The 14,075-nt window shown below is 69.3% G+C and carries 14 protein-coding genes; 9 read left to right on the top strand and 5 right to left on the bottom strand.

Going from position 1 to position 14,075, the window contains the following annotated elements; translation table 11 throughout:
- The first annotated feature begins 152 nt into the window (after positions 1 to 152).
- The 4 genes from NR792_RS16455 (at position 153) to NR792_RS16470 (ending at position 3,312) form a co-directional block, all read left to right on the top strand.
- Positions 153 to 536: a DUF2917 domain-containing protein gene (locus NR792_RS16455; RefSeq protein WP_375760979.1), complete on the top strand. Its 384-nt coding sequence runs from the start codon at positions 153 to 155 to the stop codon at positions 534 to 536.
- A 278-nt stretch (positions 537 to 814) separates the two neighbouring features.
- Entirely contained in the window at positions 815 to 1,804 is a 990-nt protein-coding gene (locus tag NR792_RS16460; RefSeq protein ID WP_375760980.1) for a methionine ABC transporter ATP-binding protein, read from the top strand.
- The gene (locus tag NR792_RS16465) at positions 1,797 to 2,480 is read left to right on the top strand and encodes a methionine ABC transporter permease (protein WP_375760981.1); all 684 of its coding nucleotides are present in this window, start codon (positions 1,797 to 1,799) and stop codon (positions 2,478 to 2,480) included. Before NR792_RS16460 ends, NR792_RS16465 begins: the two co-directional genes overlap by 8 nt.
- 4 nt (positions 2,481 to 2,484) lie before the next feature.
- Positions 2,485 to 3,312, top strand: coding sequence for a MetQ/NlpA family ABC transporter substrate-binding protein (locus NR792_RS16470; protein ID WP_375760982.1), 828 nt, complete (start codon positions 2,485 to 2,487; stop codon positions 3,310 to 3,312).
- Between the two features lie 20 nt (positions 3,313 to 3,332).
- Here the strand turns inward: NR792_RS16470 and NR792_RS16475 are convergent, their stop codons facing one another.
- The 3 genes from NR792_RS16475 to NR792_RS16485 are packed head-to-tail and all read right to left on the bottom strand — an operon-like array spanning position 3,333 to position 6,458.
- Entirely contained in the window at positions 3,333 to 5,000 is a 1,668-nt protein-coding gene (locus NR792_RS16475; protein WP_375760983.1) for a hypothetical protein, read from the bottom strand.
- 37 nt (positions 5,001 to 5,037) lie between these two features.
- Positions 5,038 to 5,856, bottom strand: coding sequence for an alpha/beta fold hydrolase (locus NR792_RS16480; RefSeq protein WP_375760984.1), 819 nt, complete (start codon positions 5,854 to 5,856; stop codon positions 5,038 to 5,040).
- Positions 5,853 to 6,458, bottom strand: coding sequence for a TetR/AcrR family transcriptional regulator (locus NR792_RS16485; RefSeq protein WP_375760985.1), 606 nt, complete (start codon positions 6,456 to 6,458; stop codon positions 5,853 to 5,855). The genes NR792_RS16480 and NR792_RS16485 overlap by 4 nt, the downstream gene beginning before the upstream one ends.
- Positions 6,459 to 6,578: 120 nt before the next feature.
- Here NR792_RS16485 and NR792_RS16490 point away from each other — a divergent pair, with 120 nt between their 5' ends.
- Entirely contained in the window at positions 6,579 to 7,622 is a 1,044-nt protein-coding gene (locus NR792_RS16490; RefSeq protein WP_375760986.1) for a hypothetical protein, read from the top strand.
- Between the two features lie 87 nt (positions 7,623 to 7,709).
- Here NR792_RS16490 and NR792_RS16495 read toward each other — a convergent pair whose 3' ends face one another.
- Positions 7,710 to 8,111 (bottom strand): hypothetical protein, encoded by a 402-nt coding sequence (locus NR792_RS16495; protein ID WP_375760987.1) that lies wholly within the window; start codon positions 8,109 to 8,111, stop codon positions 7,710 to 7,712.
- A gap of 136 nt (positions 8,112 to 8,247) precedes the next feature.
- Here NR792_RS16495 and NR792_RS16500 point away from each other — a divergent pair, with 136 nt between their 5' ends.
- A complete protein-coding gene (locus tag NR792_RS16500; protein ID WP_375760988.1) occupies positions 8,248 to 10,242 on the top strand; it encodes a S8 family serine peptidase in 1,995 nt (664 codons plus the stop codon).
- Between the two features lie 68 nt (positions 10,243 to 10,310).
- Here NR792_RS16500 and NR792_RS16505 read toward each other — a convergent pair whose 3' ends face one another.
- The gene (locus tag NR792_RS16505) at positions 10,311 to 11,096 is read right to left on the bottom strand and encodes a helix-turn-helix domain-containing protein (protein WP_375760989.1); all 786 of its coding nucleotides are present in this window, start codon (positions 11,094 to 11,096) and stop codon (positions 10,311 to 10,313) included.
- A gap of 70 nt (positions 11,097 to 11,166) precedes the next feature.
- Between NR792_RS16505 and NR792_RS16510 the strand changes: the two genes are divergently transcribed.
- The 3 genes from NR792_RS16510 to NR792_RS16520 all read left to right on the top strand — a co-directional run bounded on the left by NR792_RS16510 (position 11,167) and on the right by NR792_RS16520 (position 14,062).
- Positions 11,167 to 12,102 carry a DMT family transporter gene (locus tag NR792_RS16510; protein ID WP_375760990.1) on the top strand — a complete coding sequence of 312 codons (936 nt, stop codon included), beginning with the start codon at positions 11,167 to 11,169 and terminating at the stop codon, positions 12,100 to 12,102.
- Positions 12,103 to 12,152: 50 nt separating this feature from the next.
- Complete coding sequence (locus NR792_RS16515; protein ID WP_014394963.1) at positions 12,153 to 12,545, top strand: RidA family protein; 393 nt, start codon at positions 12,153 to 12,155, stop codon at positions 12,543 to 12,545.
- A gap of 185 nt (positions 12,546 to 12,730) precedes the next feature.
- Complete coding sequence (locus NR792_RS16520; protein WP_375760991.1) at positions 12,731 to 14,062, top strand: hypothetical protein; 1,332 nt, start codon at positions 12,731 to 12,733, stop codon at positions 14,060 to 14,062.
- Positions 14,063 to 14,075 lie beyond the last annotated feature (13 nt).

Consider the following 14,075-nt stretch of genomic DNA (forward strand, 5'->3'; position numbering starts at 1 on the left):
GCCCGGAGCCGCGGCTGCCCAGGTACAGCTTCGCGATGGGACCACCAGCACAGTTCGCCAGGCTGAAACTGTACCGGTCACAATTCCCATTTGCTGCATCTGTTCTGGTCGAGCCTCCGGACGCATGGTGGACCCATCACGGGAGGACCGAGATGGTGGACCGTTACACCTTGCTGAATCCCCACTGGCTGCGCTCGCTGGCCGGGCGCCTGTGGGGCCCTACATCCGGGGAGCGCCAGGAATGCGTGTGCCTGCCGGGAGGCGGCCTGTGGAGCAGGCGCCTGGGCGGCCCTCCCCGGACGTTCGTCTGCGAAGAGGGGCAGGTCTGGCTCACGCTCGAGGGCGACCCACACGACCACGTGCTGGGCGCGGGCGACACGTTGAAGGTGCCGGCGGGACACGTCGTGGTGCAGGCCCTGCGCGCCGCGCGCTTCAACCTGTCCGACTGTCGGACAGGTTCGGCGAAGGAGGCGGGGACGCCGCCGTCCTCACCTTGGGTTGACAGGCCGCGCGGGCTCGACTACCTCCACCGCTGATGCTCGTTCGCGCCGCCACGTTCAGGACCTGTTGTCACGGCATGTGTTGCCGTGTCGCGGCCGGTCCGTCCGTTCGCATGCGCTGAGCCTCCCTCCGCGCATCCGCGCCCTGTCGGTCTGGCCTGTTCCCGTCATCCGGGGACGGGCCTTTTCATTTTCCCCGCTCCCTTCCCCAACCCGTCCGGTGCCCGCGCTCCCGTGGGCGCCCCAGGAGTTCCCGATGTCGCACCGTCGTGACACAGCCCACGCGTCCCCAGGCGCCCTGCCCGGAGGCGCGCGTGATTGAGCTGCGAGGCGTAGGCAAGGTGTTCGGTCAGGGCGCCCGGCAGGTGACGGCCCTGCACGACGTGTCGCTGCACGTGCCACCGGGAGAGGTGTTCGGCGTGCTGGGGCGCAGCGGCGCCGGCAAGTCCACCCTCCTGCGCTGCGCCAACCTCCTGGAGCGCCCCTCGACGGGCGAGGTGCGGGTGGCGGGCCAGGACCTGCTGTCGCTGAACCCCCGCGAGCTGCGGCAGGCGCGACAGGGCATCGGGATGATCTTCCAGCACTTCAACCTCTTCGCCTCGCGCACGGTGGAGGGCAACGTCGCCTATCCCCTGGAGGTGATGGGCCTGCCGCGCGAAGCCATCCGGACGCGGGTGGCGGAGCTGCTGTCGCGGGTGGGGTTGTCCGACAAGGCGCGCGCGTATCCCGCGCAGCTGTCGGGAGGACAGAAGCAGCGGGTGGGCATTGCCCGGGCCCTGGCGCCCCGGCCGCGCGTCCTGCTGTCGGATGAGGCCACGTCCGCGCTGGATCCGGAGACGACCCGCTCGGTGCTCGCGCTGCTGAAGGACCTCCAGCAACAGCTCGGGTTGACGCTGCTGCTCATCACCCACCAGCTGGAGGTGGTGAAGGCGCTGTGTGGTTCGGTGGCCGTGCTGGAAGCAGGAAGGCTGGTCGAGCAGGGCCGCGTGCAGGAGCTGCTCGCGCGCCCGGAGTCCCGGCTCCGTGCGCTGTGCTTTCCGCCCCTTTCAAACCCGGAGGCCCCCGAGGGTCAGCGCGTGGAGCTGTCCCTGACGGACGCGCATGCCCGCAGTCCGTTGATCAGCACCCTGGCCCGCCGCTTCGACGTGGACGTCCTGCTGCTGGAGGGCGCGGTGGAGCGGGTGGGCGAGGCGCGCGTGGGGCGGTTGCTCGTGGAGCTGCAGGGCGCACCGGGAGCCGTGGCGAATGCCCGGACCTTCCTGCGCGAGCAGGGTCTGACCGCCGGGGAGGCCATCCATGGGTGACCTGCCGCGAGCCCTGGGGGTGGCCACCCTGGAGACGCTCTACATGACGTCGGTGGCGGCGGTGCTGGTGGCGCTCGCCGGCCTGCCGCTGGGCGTGTTGCTGGTGGTGACGGACCGGGGCGGGCTCTGGCCGGTGCCCGCGATGAACCGGGCGCTGGGGACGCTGGTGAACGTGGGCCGCTCCATCCCGTTCATCATCCTGATGGTGGCCATCGTGCCCCTCACCCGTCTGGTGGTGGGAACCACCATCGGAACGACGGCGGCCATCGTGCCCCTGGTGGTGGCGGCCATTCCCTTCATGGGCCGGGTGGTGGAGCAGGCCCTGCGCGAAGTGGACGCCGGCCGCGTCGAGGCGGCGGTGGCGATGGGCTCCACGCCCCCGCGCATCATCCTCCGCGTGCTGCTCCCGGAAGCCCTGCCGTCGCTGGTGCGAGGCGCGGCGCTCGTCGTCATCAGCCTGCTCGGCTACAGCGCCATGGCGGGCGCGGTGGGCGGAGGCGGGCTGGGCGACCTGGCGGTGAAGTACGGGTACATGCGCTTCCGCGTCGACGTCATGTGGGGCTGTCTCGCGGTGCTGCTGGTGCTCGTGCAGCTGCTGCAATGGCTGGGAGAGCGTCTGGCCTCCCGGTTCGACCACACCCACGCCTCCACCTCCCCTTCCCCTGAGAACACGTAGACCCATGCGCACTTCGTTCCGAGTCCTGTCCGCCTCCCTCCTGCTCCTCGCGACGTCGCTGCTGGGGGGTTGCAAGCCCGCGCCCTCCGAGCCCGCGAATGCCCACCGCCCCCTGAAGGTCGGCGTCAATCCCGTGCCCCACGGTGAAATCCTCCGCGTCGCGGCGAAGGTCGCGGAGCGAGAAGGCGTGCGGGTGGAGGTGGTGGAGTTCACCGACTACATCCAACCGAACCTCGCGCTGGCGGATGGCCAGCTCGACGCCAACTACTTCCAGCACGAGCCCTACCTGGAGCGCTTCGCCAGCGAGCGCCACCTCGCGCTGAAGAGCGTGGGCGCGGTGCACCTGGAGCCGCTGGCGCTCTACTCACTGCGGTTCCGGCAGCTCGCGGAGCTGCCCTCGGGCGCGAAGCTCACCCTTCCGGCGGACCCCAGCAATGCCGCACGGGCCCTGCACCTGCTGGCGAAGCAGGGACTGCTCACGCTGCGTGAGGGCGCGGGAGCGGGCGCCACGCTTGAGGACGTGGTGGGCAATCCGCGCAAGCTGGAGCTGAAGGAGATCGACGCCGAGCAGCAGCCCCGCACGCTGGAAGACGTGGATGTCGCCGTCATCAACGGGAACTACTTCCTGGAGGCCCAGAAGCAGCTGCACCTGGACGCCCACGTCCTGGCCCGGGAGTCCGCGACGCGCAACCCCCACGCGAACGTGCTCGCCGTCCGGACGGGCGACGAAGCCCGCCCGGAGGTCCGTGCCCTGGTGAAGGCGCTCCAGTCCGAAGAGGTGCGCCGCTACATCGAAGCCACCTACGGCGGCGCCATCATCCCCGCCTTCTGAGCCGGGCACGTGCCCTGACGTCAGACGATGTCGAGTCCGTACTGCGCCGCGGTCAGGTACTGGAGCATGACGAAGTAGACGCTGGAGGAGGCCTTGTGGCCCGAGGCCCCCTGGTAGGACTTGATCATCTCGTTGCGCAGCGCCTTCAGCTGCGACTTGTTCTGCTTGCGGTTCTCCGTGAAGGGATTGCTCAGCTCCGCGACCAGGCCACAGGCATTGGCGAAGGCGTCGAAGGAGTCTCCATCCGTGTCCTCCAGGACCGCGTAGTCGTCCTTCTTCTTTCCACTGCCCTTGACCACGTCCGCCCAGAGCTGCGCGCGCACCCGCGCCCGCTCTTCCGAGACACTGGTCAGGAGCGCGATCTTCAGGTGCGCCGCGAGCGCATCCACGCCCGGCCGCACCGACATCCCCCACATGCCCGTCGGGTTGAAGTCGAACGTGGGCCAGAAGCCCGGATCCTCCGGCAGGCGCGTTCCAGTCTCCCTCCGGACCAGCGCGACGAGACCCTGTCGCACCTCCTCGGGCTCATGCGCATCCGGGAAGGCCCGCGTGCAGTCCTTCAGCGGAATCTCCAACCCCAGATGGGTGGAAGACGTGAGCGGATGGGTGAAGGTCCCCACGACCGAGTTCACGGCCGTCACCGCGGAGAGATTCACCTTCTTGCTGTTGTGCACGGCGTCGTGCGGCGAGAAGTGGTGGAACACCTGCGGCTCTCCGCCGAGGTGCAGCGTGAGCAGCTCCTTCGCCTTCGAGCCGAGCACGACGGGCGGAGCGGAGAGGGCGTAGCAGGCGACGCGCACCCGGCTCTTGATCTTCGCGTAGACCTTCTCCAGCAGCTCGCCGCCCACCAGGTCCAGGTAGGCGCACTGCGCGAGCGCGCCCCCCAGGCTGTGGCCGGTGAAGAGGATCTCCTGGGGCACCCGGCCGTGCATCGCCTCCAGGCAGGCCGCCGCCAGCGACTCCTGACAGCTCTCGTAGGCGTACCAGAAGCCGGCGGAGAGCGTCGCGTTGCTGAACCGGCCGACACGGGCCTCCTTCAGGTGGTTCATGTCGGTGACCCAGTCCGGGCTCCCCGCGCTCTTGACCAGCGCCTGCCCCAGGGCACGCCCCCCGCTTCCGCTCCGGCTCCCGCGAAAGACCACCACCAGCCGCTGGTGGTCGGGGTCGTAGATGGCGGCCCCCAGCCAGCTGGGCCAGCCCGCCTTCGGGTGCGTCTGGGTCATCCCCGTCTTGCCCTGGAAGTAGCAGCACCGCTTCGAGCCGGTCGCCTGGGAGTGCTCGCGTCCCAGCAGGGTCTGCTCCCCGAAGAAGTCCTCGACCTTGATGGGGATGTCCTCGCCCTCCAGGTCCACGCCCTTCGAGAAGGAGATGGAGCGGTCGAGCTCCCGCGGCTGGAAGAGGATGTAGGGCGAGTCGCCGGTACCGCCCCGGTACACGACCCCGAGCGTGGGGTCTGGCGGAGTCGCCAGGTCGTACTCGATGGGATCGAACTTGTGGACGTGCGCCTCGCTGCCGCGCAGCTTGTGCACCCGCGCCAGCACCCGGTCCCGCGCGCCCTGCCACATCCCGGCCCCGTGGGATTCGTAGAACGGATCCATCGGGTAGACACAGCTCTGGGCGTACGCCTTGTAGGCGAAGCGGCAGTACTCCAGCATCTCCAGCGCCGTCTCGGCATTGGGGTGGGGCACGGGGTGACTCCAGGGAGCAAGCGTCGGGAGCCCAGGATCAAACTGTCGACATTGATACAGAGTCAAGGTGCGCCCGGAGCGCGGCGCCCAGCGCATCGGGCGCTTCCAGCTGCGGGAAGTGCCCCACGTCCTCCAGCTCCAGCACGCGCGCCCGGGGCAGGGACTGCTTCCACCGCGACAGGTGCTCGGGCTTCACGACCTTGTCCGCCTTGCCCCAGACGACGAGCGACGGAACGTCCGCGAGCCGGCCCAGCTCCTTGCCCTGCTCCTCCATCCACGGGCCTTCGTGGGAGATGGAGCGCGCGAAGCCCCAGGTGCCCATCCGCGACGCCCGGTCCGGGAACTGCGACAGGAAGGACTGGTGCAGCTCGCGCGTCAGCTTCGCGCGGCGTCCCCAGGACATCTTCACCAGCACCCGCGCGGAGAAGTTCCAGGACAGGTACAGCCAACGCATCAGTGCGTTATCGACGTTGGGCCCCTTCAGGTCCCACAGCCAGCTCTGCACCACGGTGAGGCTCAAGAGCCGCTCCGGCGCCGCGATGGCGAGCGGCAGCGCGATGGGCCCACCGAAGTCATGCACCACCAGGTGGAACGGCCCCAGCGCCTGCTTGTCGAACCACGCGCGCAGGTTCTCCACGTGCCAGGGCAGCGAATAGGTGCGCCAGTCCCCGGGCCGCTCGCTGTCCCCGAAGCCCAGGTGGTCCGGCGCGAGCACGCGGTACGACGGCGTGAGGTGACGGGCCACGTCCCGCCACTCGCGCGAGGACGAGGGCGTCCCGTGCACCAGCACCACCGGCGTGCCCTGCCCTTCCTCCCACCACGCCATCTCACCGCCAGGAACCTTCAGCCGCTTCATGGAGCGTCCGCCTTTCGCTTGCGAAGAGCACCGGGCCACTTCCGTGCCAGGGCGCGAATCACCTCGGCCGCGGGGTAGCCGCCTTCGTGCTGCAGGTACTGCTGGGTGAAGCCTTCCACCGTGGCGAAGAGCACCCACGCTTCAATGCCCGCCTCCGGCACCCCGCGCGCCGCCAGCGCCTGCTCCAGCCGCTGGTGCGTGCCCTCCAGGAAGTGCTCCAGCGGCAGCTTCAGCCGCGCCAGCACCTCCGGCTGGTGACGCAGACCCTGGCTCAGCCGCCAGAGGTCCCGGTGCGCGTCCAGCATCGTCACGGTGGACGTGAGCAGGGCCGTGACGAACCCCCGCGCGGTGGGCTCGCGGTCCGCGTCCTCCAGCGTCCGAGCGACGTCCAGCATCGACGACTGCATCAGCGCGGAGAGCACCGCCTCCTTCGACTCGAAGTGCGAATAGAGCAGCCCCACGGCGATGTCCGCTTCCTGCGCGAGCGCGCGGACGCTGGTCCCATCAAAGCCGTGCCGGGAGAAGAGCCGCACCGCGGCCTGGAGCACGCGCTCCCGCGTCTTCTCCCGGAGGGCTGCGTTGGCGTCCGCGGTGCGAGGCATGCCCCGCATCTTTGAGTGAACGTTCGCTCAATGTAAAGGGTCCACATCGGATTTGGGAAAGCGATCTACCTCTTGAGGGGTACGGCTCTCTTGAGGAGGGGTTGGGTAGCCTTTCCACCCATGACCACGAAATGGAACGGAAGGCCGGAGCTCGCCCTCCTGGCGGAGAAGGAAGAGGACCGCTTCACGCAATTCCTCTGTGAACTGCTCCGCTCGGACGCCGTCATGGATGGATTCCTTCGACTCTGTGGGCTGACCCCAGAGCGAGGAGCGTCAGCGTTACATCCCTCGACGCAGGTGACCGTTCCCGGGGGGCGGTTGGATCTCGCCATCCATGGCCCAGACACCTATCTGCTCTTCGAGGCGAAGGTCGGCTCCTGGCTCCATGATGGGCAACTTGTGCCGTACGCGAAGGACCTGCTGGCCTGGGCGGTCAAGAACCCAGGAGGCCGGAGCCGCATGATCCTGCTCGCCCCGGCGGCGACACTCCTTGAGATTGAAGCGGCGGCCGTGGCCCAGCTTCAAGGCACGGGCTTCCTGGAATCGCCCCGCTGCGTTTCATGGGAGCAGGTCGCCCGGATGTGCGCGGGCCTCAAGGAGGCCGTGGAGCCGCCTGAACTGCGGGTCCACCTGGCCACGTTCACAGCCCTGGTGGAGCGGCGGCTGGGACAGGCACAAGAGCCGTTCTCCTCGGAGGAGATCGCCCTGCTCGCGAACCCACTGACAGGCCGGGCGGTGCACCGGGCAGCCATCGTCCTTACCAAGCTGATCGAATGCCTGAAACGCGGTGGTCCCGACTTCAAAGTCGACACCACGAAGGCCGCTGGCCTTTTGTGGCAGGGGCGTAACCTCTACCTGAACAGGCGCTGGTGGTGGGTGGGGCTCTGGCCGCCGGTCTGGTCGACCGTAGGGGGCTCTCCCCTCCTCCTCCAGGTGCCCGGCATGACTGACGCCATGCTTGCCTCGGTCCCCAAGCACCTTCCGCGGCCTGTCCTTGGCCCTACGACAGCTGGAGATGGTTTCGTCGTGCCCCTCCCCCTGCACCCGGCAATGCCTTTGGACGAAATCGCCCAAGCGCTCGCATCCATCGTTCGCGACTACCTCGTGCAGGTGCCAGACAGCGGTGGGACCAGCCGCGCACACACTGAGGCCGACGAGGAATAGCCTCAGCGGGGGGCACCGGGTCGCGCCCCGTGGCGGATGACACCGCCCGATGTCTACTTGCCCATTGGCATTCCATTGCCCGAGCCCTCATGGCCTCTGCTGCTCCGTCAGCAGGGGCCGCAGGTCCGGCTCGATGAACCGGCTCCGCGCTTCGGCGCCAAAGAGGACCTCGCGGGAGTAGTAGTCCTCGAGGAGGTCCTTGCGCAGGAAGCGCGGGTGGTCGTCGATGAACGCGGTGAAGTCGCGGCCCGGCGCCGCCTCCACCTGCTCGCTGACAAGCCGCGCCCACGCGACCGTCATGGTCTCGTGGTACTTCTCCGGCACGCCGAGCTTGCCGGTCAGCGCCCGCAGTCCCGCGCGGGTCAGCTCGACGGCGGCCTCACCGCCCGCCCTGCGCGTGTAGAGGTAGACCACCCGCACATGGTCCAGGTGGGTGAACCCGCTCACCTCTCCGCGTGAGAACCCCTCCAGAAACACGTCGTCATCCATGGCCACCCCGTCGGACCGCCGACTCTACGCTGCCCCCGCACCTGGGGCCGCATTGACCGGTTTTTCAAGAAAAGCTAACTACACGGGCTGTGCGAGGGCATCCGTCCCGGTGCCCGCACGTTCCCCGTGAGGCCGAATGAAACTGAAACTGACCCAGGCGGTGAGTGCCCTCTCGTTGCTGGCCGTGGCGTGCGGCCCGATGCCCGAAGGACAGGAGCCCGACAGCGAGCAGATCGGTCAAACGGCGCAGATGATCCGCCGGGAGCGGGCCATCCCCGGCGAGTACATCGTCGTCCTGCGCGACTCCACGCAGGCGGTCCGGCAGCAGGGGGCGGCGAACATCGCCCGGGAGCTGACGTCGCTCGGCGGCGGCCGGGTGCTGCGGACCTATGAGCACTCCATCCAGGGCTTCCTGGCGAACATGACCGAAGCCGAGGCCCAGCGCCTCCTGTCCGACCCGCGCGTGGCGTACGTGCAGGAGAACGGCCTCATCCACGTGTCGGCGACGCAGACCGGCGCGACCTGGGGCATCGACCGCATCGACCAGCGCGACCTGCCGCGCAACAGCTCCTACACCTACAACGTCGACGGTACGGGCGTGCACGCGTACGTCATCGACACCGGCATCCGGCTGACCCACAACGAGTTCACCGGCCGCACGGGCAACGGCTACGACTTCATCGACAACGACAGCGACGCCTCGGACTGCCATGGCCATGGCACGCACGTGGCGGGCACGGTGGGCGGCACGACCTGGGGCGTGGCGAAGAAGGTCACCCTGCACGGCGTGCGGGTGCTCGACTGCACGGGCTACGGCAACGACGCGCAGGTCATCGGCGGTATCGACTGGGTGGCGGCCAACCACGTCAAGCCGGCGGTCGCCAACATGAGCCTGGGCGACGTCGGCATCCAGGCCATCGATGACGCGACGGAGCGGCTCATCGCCGCGGGCGTCACGACGGTGGTCGCCGCGGGCAACGACAGCGCCAACGCCTGCAACTACTCGCCGGCCCGTACGCCCAACGCCATCACCGTGGGCTCCACCACCAGCAGCGACGGCCGCTCGTCGTTCTCCAACTACGGCACGTGCGTGGACATCTTCGCGCCGGGCTCGAGCATCACCTCGGCCTCCAACTCCGGCAACTCGTCGAGCACCTCGATGAGCGGCACGTCCATGGCCTCGCCGCACGTGGCCGGCGCCGCGGCGCTCTACCTGAGCGCCAACCCCGGCGCGACGCCCGCGCAGGTGCGGGACGCGCTGGTGAACAACGCCACGCCGAACAAGGTCACCAGCCCCGGAACCGGTTCGCCCAACAAGCTGCTGTACACGCTCTTCATCACCGGCGGCGGCGGCAGTGACACCACCCCGCCCACGACGTCCATCACCTCGCCCGCAGGCGGCTCCACGCTGAGCGGCACCGCGACCCTGAGCGCCAGCGCCGCTGACAACGTGGGCGTGTCGCGCGTGGAGTTCTACGCGGGCACCGCGCTGCTGGGCACGGCGACGGCCGCGCCGTACAGCTTCGCGTGGAACACGACGGCGGTGGCCAACGGCACCTACGCGCTGACCACGAAGGCGTACGACGCGGCGAACAACGTCGGCACGTCGTCCACGGTGTCGGTGACGGTGAACAACGGCACGGGCAGCTGCTCCATCTCCGAGCAGCTCCTGGTCAACGCGGGCTTCGAGAGCGGCAACACGGGCTGGACCACCTCGTCGGGCGTCATCGACGGCACCACGTCCGGCAGCGCGCCGCGCACGGGCACGTACAAGGCCTATCTGAACGGCTACGGCAGCTCGCGCACCGAGTTCGCCTACCAGGACATCACCATCCCGGCCTCCGCGTGCAGCGCCACGTTCAGCTTCTGGGCGCGCATCACCACGACGGAGACGACGACCAGCACGGCCTACGACAAGCTGGCCGTCCAGGTCCGCAACAGCGCGGGCACGGTGCTGGCCACGCTGGCCACGTACAGCAACCTGGACAAGGGCACGGCCTACGTGCAGCGCACGTTCGACCTGGCCGCGTACAGGGGCCAGACCGTCCGCATCTACTTCAACGGCACGGAGGACTCGTCGCTGCAGACGAGCTTCTTCCTGGATGACACCGCGGTGAACATCGTCCGGTAGTCCTCCGGACGGACCGGAATCGAATCACCCAGGGCCCAGCAACCCCACCGGGTTGCTGGGCCTGTTCTTTACGACGCCACGAAGCCGCGGCCGCGGACCTTGTCCGGCGTGGTGCCCGTCATCCGCCGGAACATCGCGATGAAGGCGGAGGCGCTGCTGTAGCCCAGGTCGAGCGCGATGGCCTCCACCGCGTGTCCCTGCTCCAGCATCGCGAGCGCCTTGACCACGCGCAGCCGCTGGCGCCACTCGCTGAACGACAGCCCCAGCTGCTGCTGGCAGCGCCGCTCCAGCGTGCGCTCGGTGGTGTGCAGCTCGCGGGCCCACTCGGCCAGGGAGCGCTCCTCCTCCGGGTGTTGCTCGAGCGCCGTGAGGACCGGCCCGAGGAGCGGATCATCGGACATGGGCAGGTAGCTCCCATGCGCGGGGGCCAGCGCCAGCTGGTCGATGAGCACCCGGAACAACCTGCGCTCGGCGCTGGTGCGTGGCTGCGCCAGCTCCTGGGTGCGCAGGTGCTCCATCAAGGACTTCATCAGCGGGCTGACCGCCATCGCGCACGCCGTCCTGGGCAGGCCCCGGCACCACTCGGGGGCCAGGTAGAGCGAGCAGTGGCTCGCCTCGAAGCGGTTCATGCCCCGGTGCTCCAGGTCGGGCGGCAGCCAGATGCCGTACTGCGGTGGCGCGAGGTAGTGGCTGCCCGCCAGCTTGAGCTCCATCACCCCGCTGAACGCGTAGACGAACTCACCCCAGGGGTGGCGGTGCCGCGGATAGCTCGCCGCCACGGGCAGGCTCGCCGCGCGGAAGTACACGGGGTGTGGAAGCTTTGAGGTGAAGGGAACTTGCAGCTGCTTCGCCATGGCGGCTTCTCGGCATGGGTTGTCGGAATCTCGCTATATCCATCCGCCCCGCCAGCCGCAGGATGAAGTCATGAGTGTTCATCGGAAACCCGCGGACGGCTTCGCGCTCGCGACCATGGTCGTGCTGTGCGCCATCTGGGGGATGCAGCAGGTGGCCGTGAAGCTGGCCGCTCCCCACATCCCGACGATGATGCAGATGGCGCTGCGCTCGGGCGTGGCCGCGCTGCTCGTGGGGCTGCTGTGCTGGCTGAGGGGCGAGCGGGGGCTGTTGCATCGGGGGCCCTGGCGCGCCGGCATGTTGGTGGGTGTGCTCTTCGCCGCGGAGTTCCTCTTCGTGGGAGAGGGGCTGCGCCACACGCACGCCTCGCACATGGGCGTCTTCCTCTACACCGCCCCGGTCTTCTCCGCGCTGGGGCTGCACTGGCTCGTGCCCTCCGAGCGGCTGAAGCGGACGCAGTGGCTGGGCATTGGCGTGGCCTTCGCGGGCATCGCGCTGGCCTTTGGCGGCGGCTGGCTCCACGGGGGCTTCAGCCCGGGCGTGCTCCTGGGCGATGCGCTGGGGCTGCTCGCGGGCCTGGCCTGGGGCGCCACCACGGTGGCGATCCGCGTCTCGGCGCTGTCCGACGCACCGCCCACGCAGACCCTGCTGTACCAGCTGGTGGGTGGCGTCGCGCTGCTGCTGCCCGTGGCCCTGCTCACGGGCCAGGCCGGTCCCATCACGATGGCGCCCGTGGCCTGGGCGAGCCTGCTCTTCCAGGGCGTCATCGTCTGCTTCGCCAGCTACCTCGCGTGGTTCTGGCTCCTGCGCCGGTATCTCGCCTCCAACCTGTCGGTCTTCTCGTTCATGACGCCCCTGTTCGGCGTCAGCGCGGGCATCTTCGTGCTGAACGAGCACGCGGACCTGTCCTTCGCCGTGGGCGCGGTGCTGGTCCTCACGGGTATCCTCATCGTGAGCGGCGCCGGCCTGTTGCGCTCCGCGTCCGCGTTGAAGCCCGGCGCGACCTGATTCGACGTAGAACCGAGCCCATCGAACCGAGCCCCTCCAAGGAGAAGCCCATGACGTCAGCGAAGCACCAGCCCATCGTCGCACCTGGACTGCCCAAGCCCGCGGGCCCGTACTCTCCCGGCATGCAGCTGGACCGGCTGCTCTTCATCTCCGGACAGGCGGCCACGGACCCGGCCACCGGCGTGCAGGCCGAGGGAATCGAAGCGCAGACGGAGCAGGTGCTGCGCAACCTGGAGCGCATCCTCGTGGCCGGCGGCTCCAGCCTCCAGCACGTCCTGCGCTGCGGCGTCTTCCTGGTGGACATGCAGGAGTTCGCCCGGATGAACGCCGTCTACGAGCGCGTCTTCGCCGGCCACCGGCCCGCGCGCACCACCGTGCAGGTGTCCGCGCTTCCCGACGCCGGCCTGCGCGTGGAGATTGACTGCATCGCCTACGTGCCTTGATTCGCTGGACACGGGACGTGCCGCGACGGAGCGGGCTCCATTGACGGGGGTGGACTGGCGAGCGGGGCCCACGGGGGACGGGCGCCTGGGCGCGGTTGGCGGCGCCAGTCCCCATGCCCAGGGTGAGCGTGAGGCGCGAAGGGAGACGGGAGCCTGCCAGGGGGGAGCGCCGGAAGGAGCGCGCGATGACACCGGATGCGAGCACACGAGCGCTGCGCGAACGCATCGAGGAGATTCGGGCCGTCGACAACCACACCCATGCGAACACGGTCGAGCCCGGTGACACGGAGTCCGATGCCCTGACCCTGGAGGCCTTGGGAGACTTCCCGCTTCCCGTGACATTGCGGCCGGAGAGCCCTGCCTGGCTGGCCGCATATCAAGCCCTCTACGGCTTCCCCCACGAGGAACTGAGCGATGCGCACTGGCCCGAGCTGCGGGCCACCATGCGGGCCATCGCGGAGGAGCACGGAGAGGGCTTCCCCGAGTGGGTGCTGGACCGCATCGGGACGGAGGTGATGCTGGCGAACCGGGTGGCGATGGGGCCGGGCCTCGCGCCGCCGCGCTTCCGCTGGGTGTCCTTCGTGGATGCGTTGATGTTGCCGCTCTCCACGCGGGCGGAGGCCACCGTCACGCCGGATCGCCGCAAGCTGTATCCCCTGGAGGCATCGCTCCTGCGGCGCTACCTGGCGGAGCTGAAGGTGGAAGCGCCGCCAGCGACCCTGGAGGCCTACCTGCGGACCGTGGTGACGCCCACGCTGGAGCGTCACAGGCAGGAAGGCTGCGTCGCGGTGAAGTTCGAGGCGGCCCTGCTCCGCTCGCTGGACTTCGCAGACGTCACCCCCCAGACCGCGGGGGCCGTGTACGGGCGCTACGCCAACGGAGGCGAGCCATCCCACGCTGAGTACAAGGCGCTCCAGGACTTCCTGTTCCGGGAGATTTCACGCGTGGCCGGCCACCTGGGGATGGCGGTCCACATCCACTCGTTCGAGGGCCCGGGCGAGTATTACGTGACCGCCGGAGCCGACCCGCTGCTGCTGGAACCGACGTTCAATGATCCGACGCTGCGCCACACCCGCTTCGTCCTCATCCACGGTGGCGGCATCCACGCCGCGCATGCGCTCGCGATGATGTGGAAGCCAAACGTGTACGTGGATACGTCCGCGATGTCGTTGGTCTATCCGCCCGAGGCACTGGCCGCGATCCTCCGAGACTGGCTGCGCCAATTCCCTGACAAGGTGCTCTTCGGGACCGACGCCGCGTCCTTCGGGCCAGACGTCGGCTGGGAGCTGGCCGCATGGATTGGAACGACCCAGACGCGGACCGCGCTGGCGATAGCCCTCAGCGGCATGATTCGCGGCGGAGAAGTGAGTCGCACCCGCGCCGAGGAGCTCGCGACGAGGGTGATGCGCACCAATGCCGGGGACCTCTACGGCCTGTCCCTTGGCACCGGGGGCGCACCGCGTGAGCCGCCCCCGGTGCAGTGGTCGGATGAGTCAGCCAGCCAGCGGCGATGGTGAGGGGCTCCTCCGC

Source organism: Corallococcus exercitus (assembly GCF_042231735.1).
Taxonomy (GTDB): domain Bacteria; phylum Myxococcota; class Myxococcia; order Myxococcales; family Myxococcaceae; genus Corallococcus; species Corallococcus exercitus_B.

Coding starts and splice junctions, on each gene's coding strand:
- NR792_RS16505 (WP_375760989.1), bottom strand. CDS start 11,096: ATGGCGAAGCAGCTGCAAGTTCCCTTCACCTCAAAGCTTCCACACCCC.
- NR792_RS16495 (WP_375760987.1), bottom strand. CDS start 8,111: ATGGATGACGACGTGTTTCTGGAGGGGTTCTCACGCGGAGAGGTGAGC.
- NR792_RS16455 (WP_375760979.1), top strand. CDS start 153: ATGGTGGACCGTTACACCTTGCTGAATCCCCACTGGCTGCGCTCGCTG.
- NR792_RS16520 (WP_375760991.1), top strand. CDS start 12,731: ATGACACCGGATGCGAGCACACGAGCGCTGCGCGAACGCATCGAGGAG.
- NR792_RS16515 (WP_014394963.1), top strand. CDS start 12,153: ATGACGTCAGCGAAGCACCAGCCCATCGTCGCACCTGGACTGCCCAAG.
- NR792_RS16510 (WP_375760990.1), top strand. CDS start 11,167: ATGAGTGTTCATCGGAAACCCGCGGACGGCTTCGCGCTCGCGACCATG.
- NR792_RS16470 (WP_375760982.1), top strand. CDS start 2,485: ATGCGCACTTCGTTCCGAGTCCTGTCCGCCTCCCTCCTGCTCCTCGCG.
- NR792_RS16490 (WP_375760986.1), top strand. CDS start 6,579: ATGACCACGAAATGGAACGGAAGGCCGGAGCTCGCCCTCCTGGCGGAG.
- NR792_RS16500 (WP_375760988.1), top strand. CDS start 8,248: ATGAAACTGAAACTGACCCAGGCGGTGAGTGCCCTCTCGTTGCTGGCC.
- NR792_RS16485 (WP_375760985.1), bottom strand. CDS start 6,458: ATGCCTCGCACCGCGGACGCCAACGCAGCCCTCCGGGAGAAGACGCGG.
- NR792_RS16465 (WP_375760981.1), top strand. CDS start 1,797: ATGGGTGACCTGCCGCGAGCCCTGGGGGTGGCCACCCTGGAGACGCTC.
- NR792_RS16480 (WP_375760984.1), bottom strand. CDS start 5,856: ATGAAGCGGCTGAAGGTTCCTGGCGGTGAGATGGCGTGGTGGGAGGAA.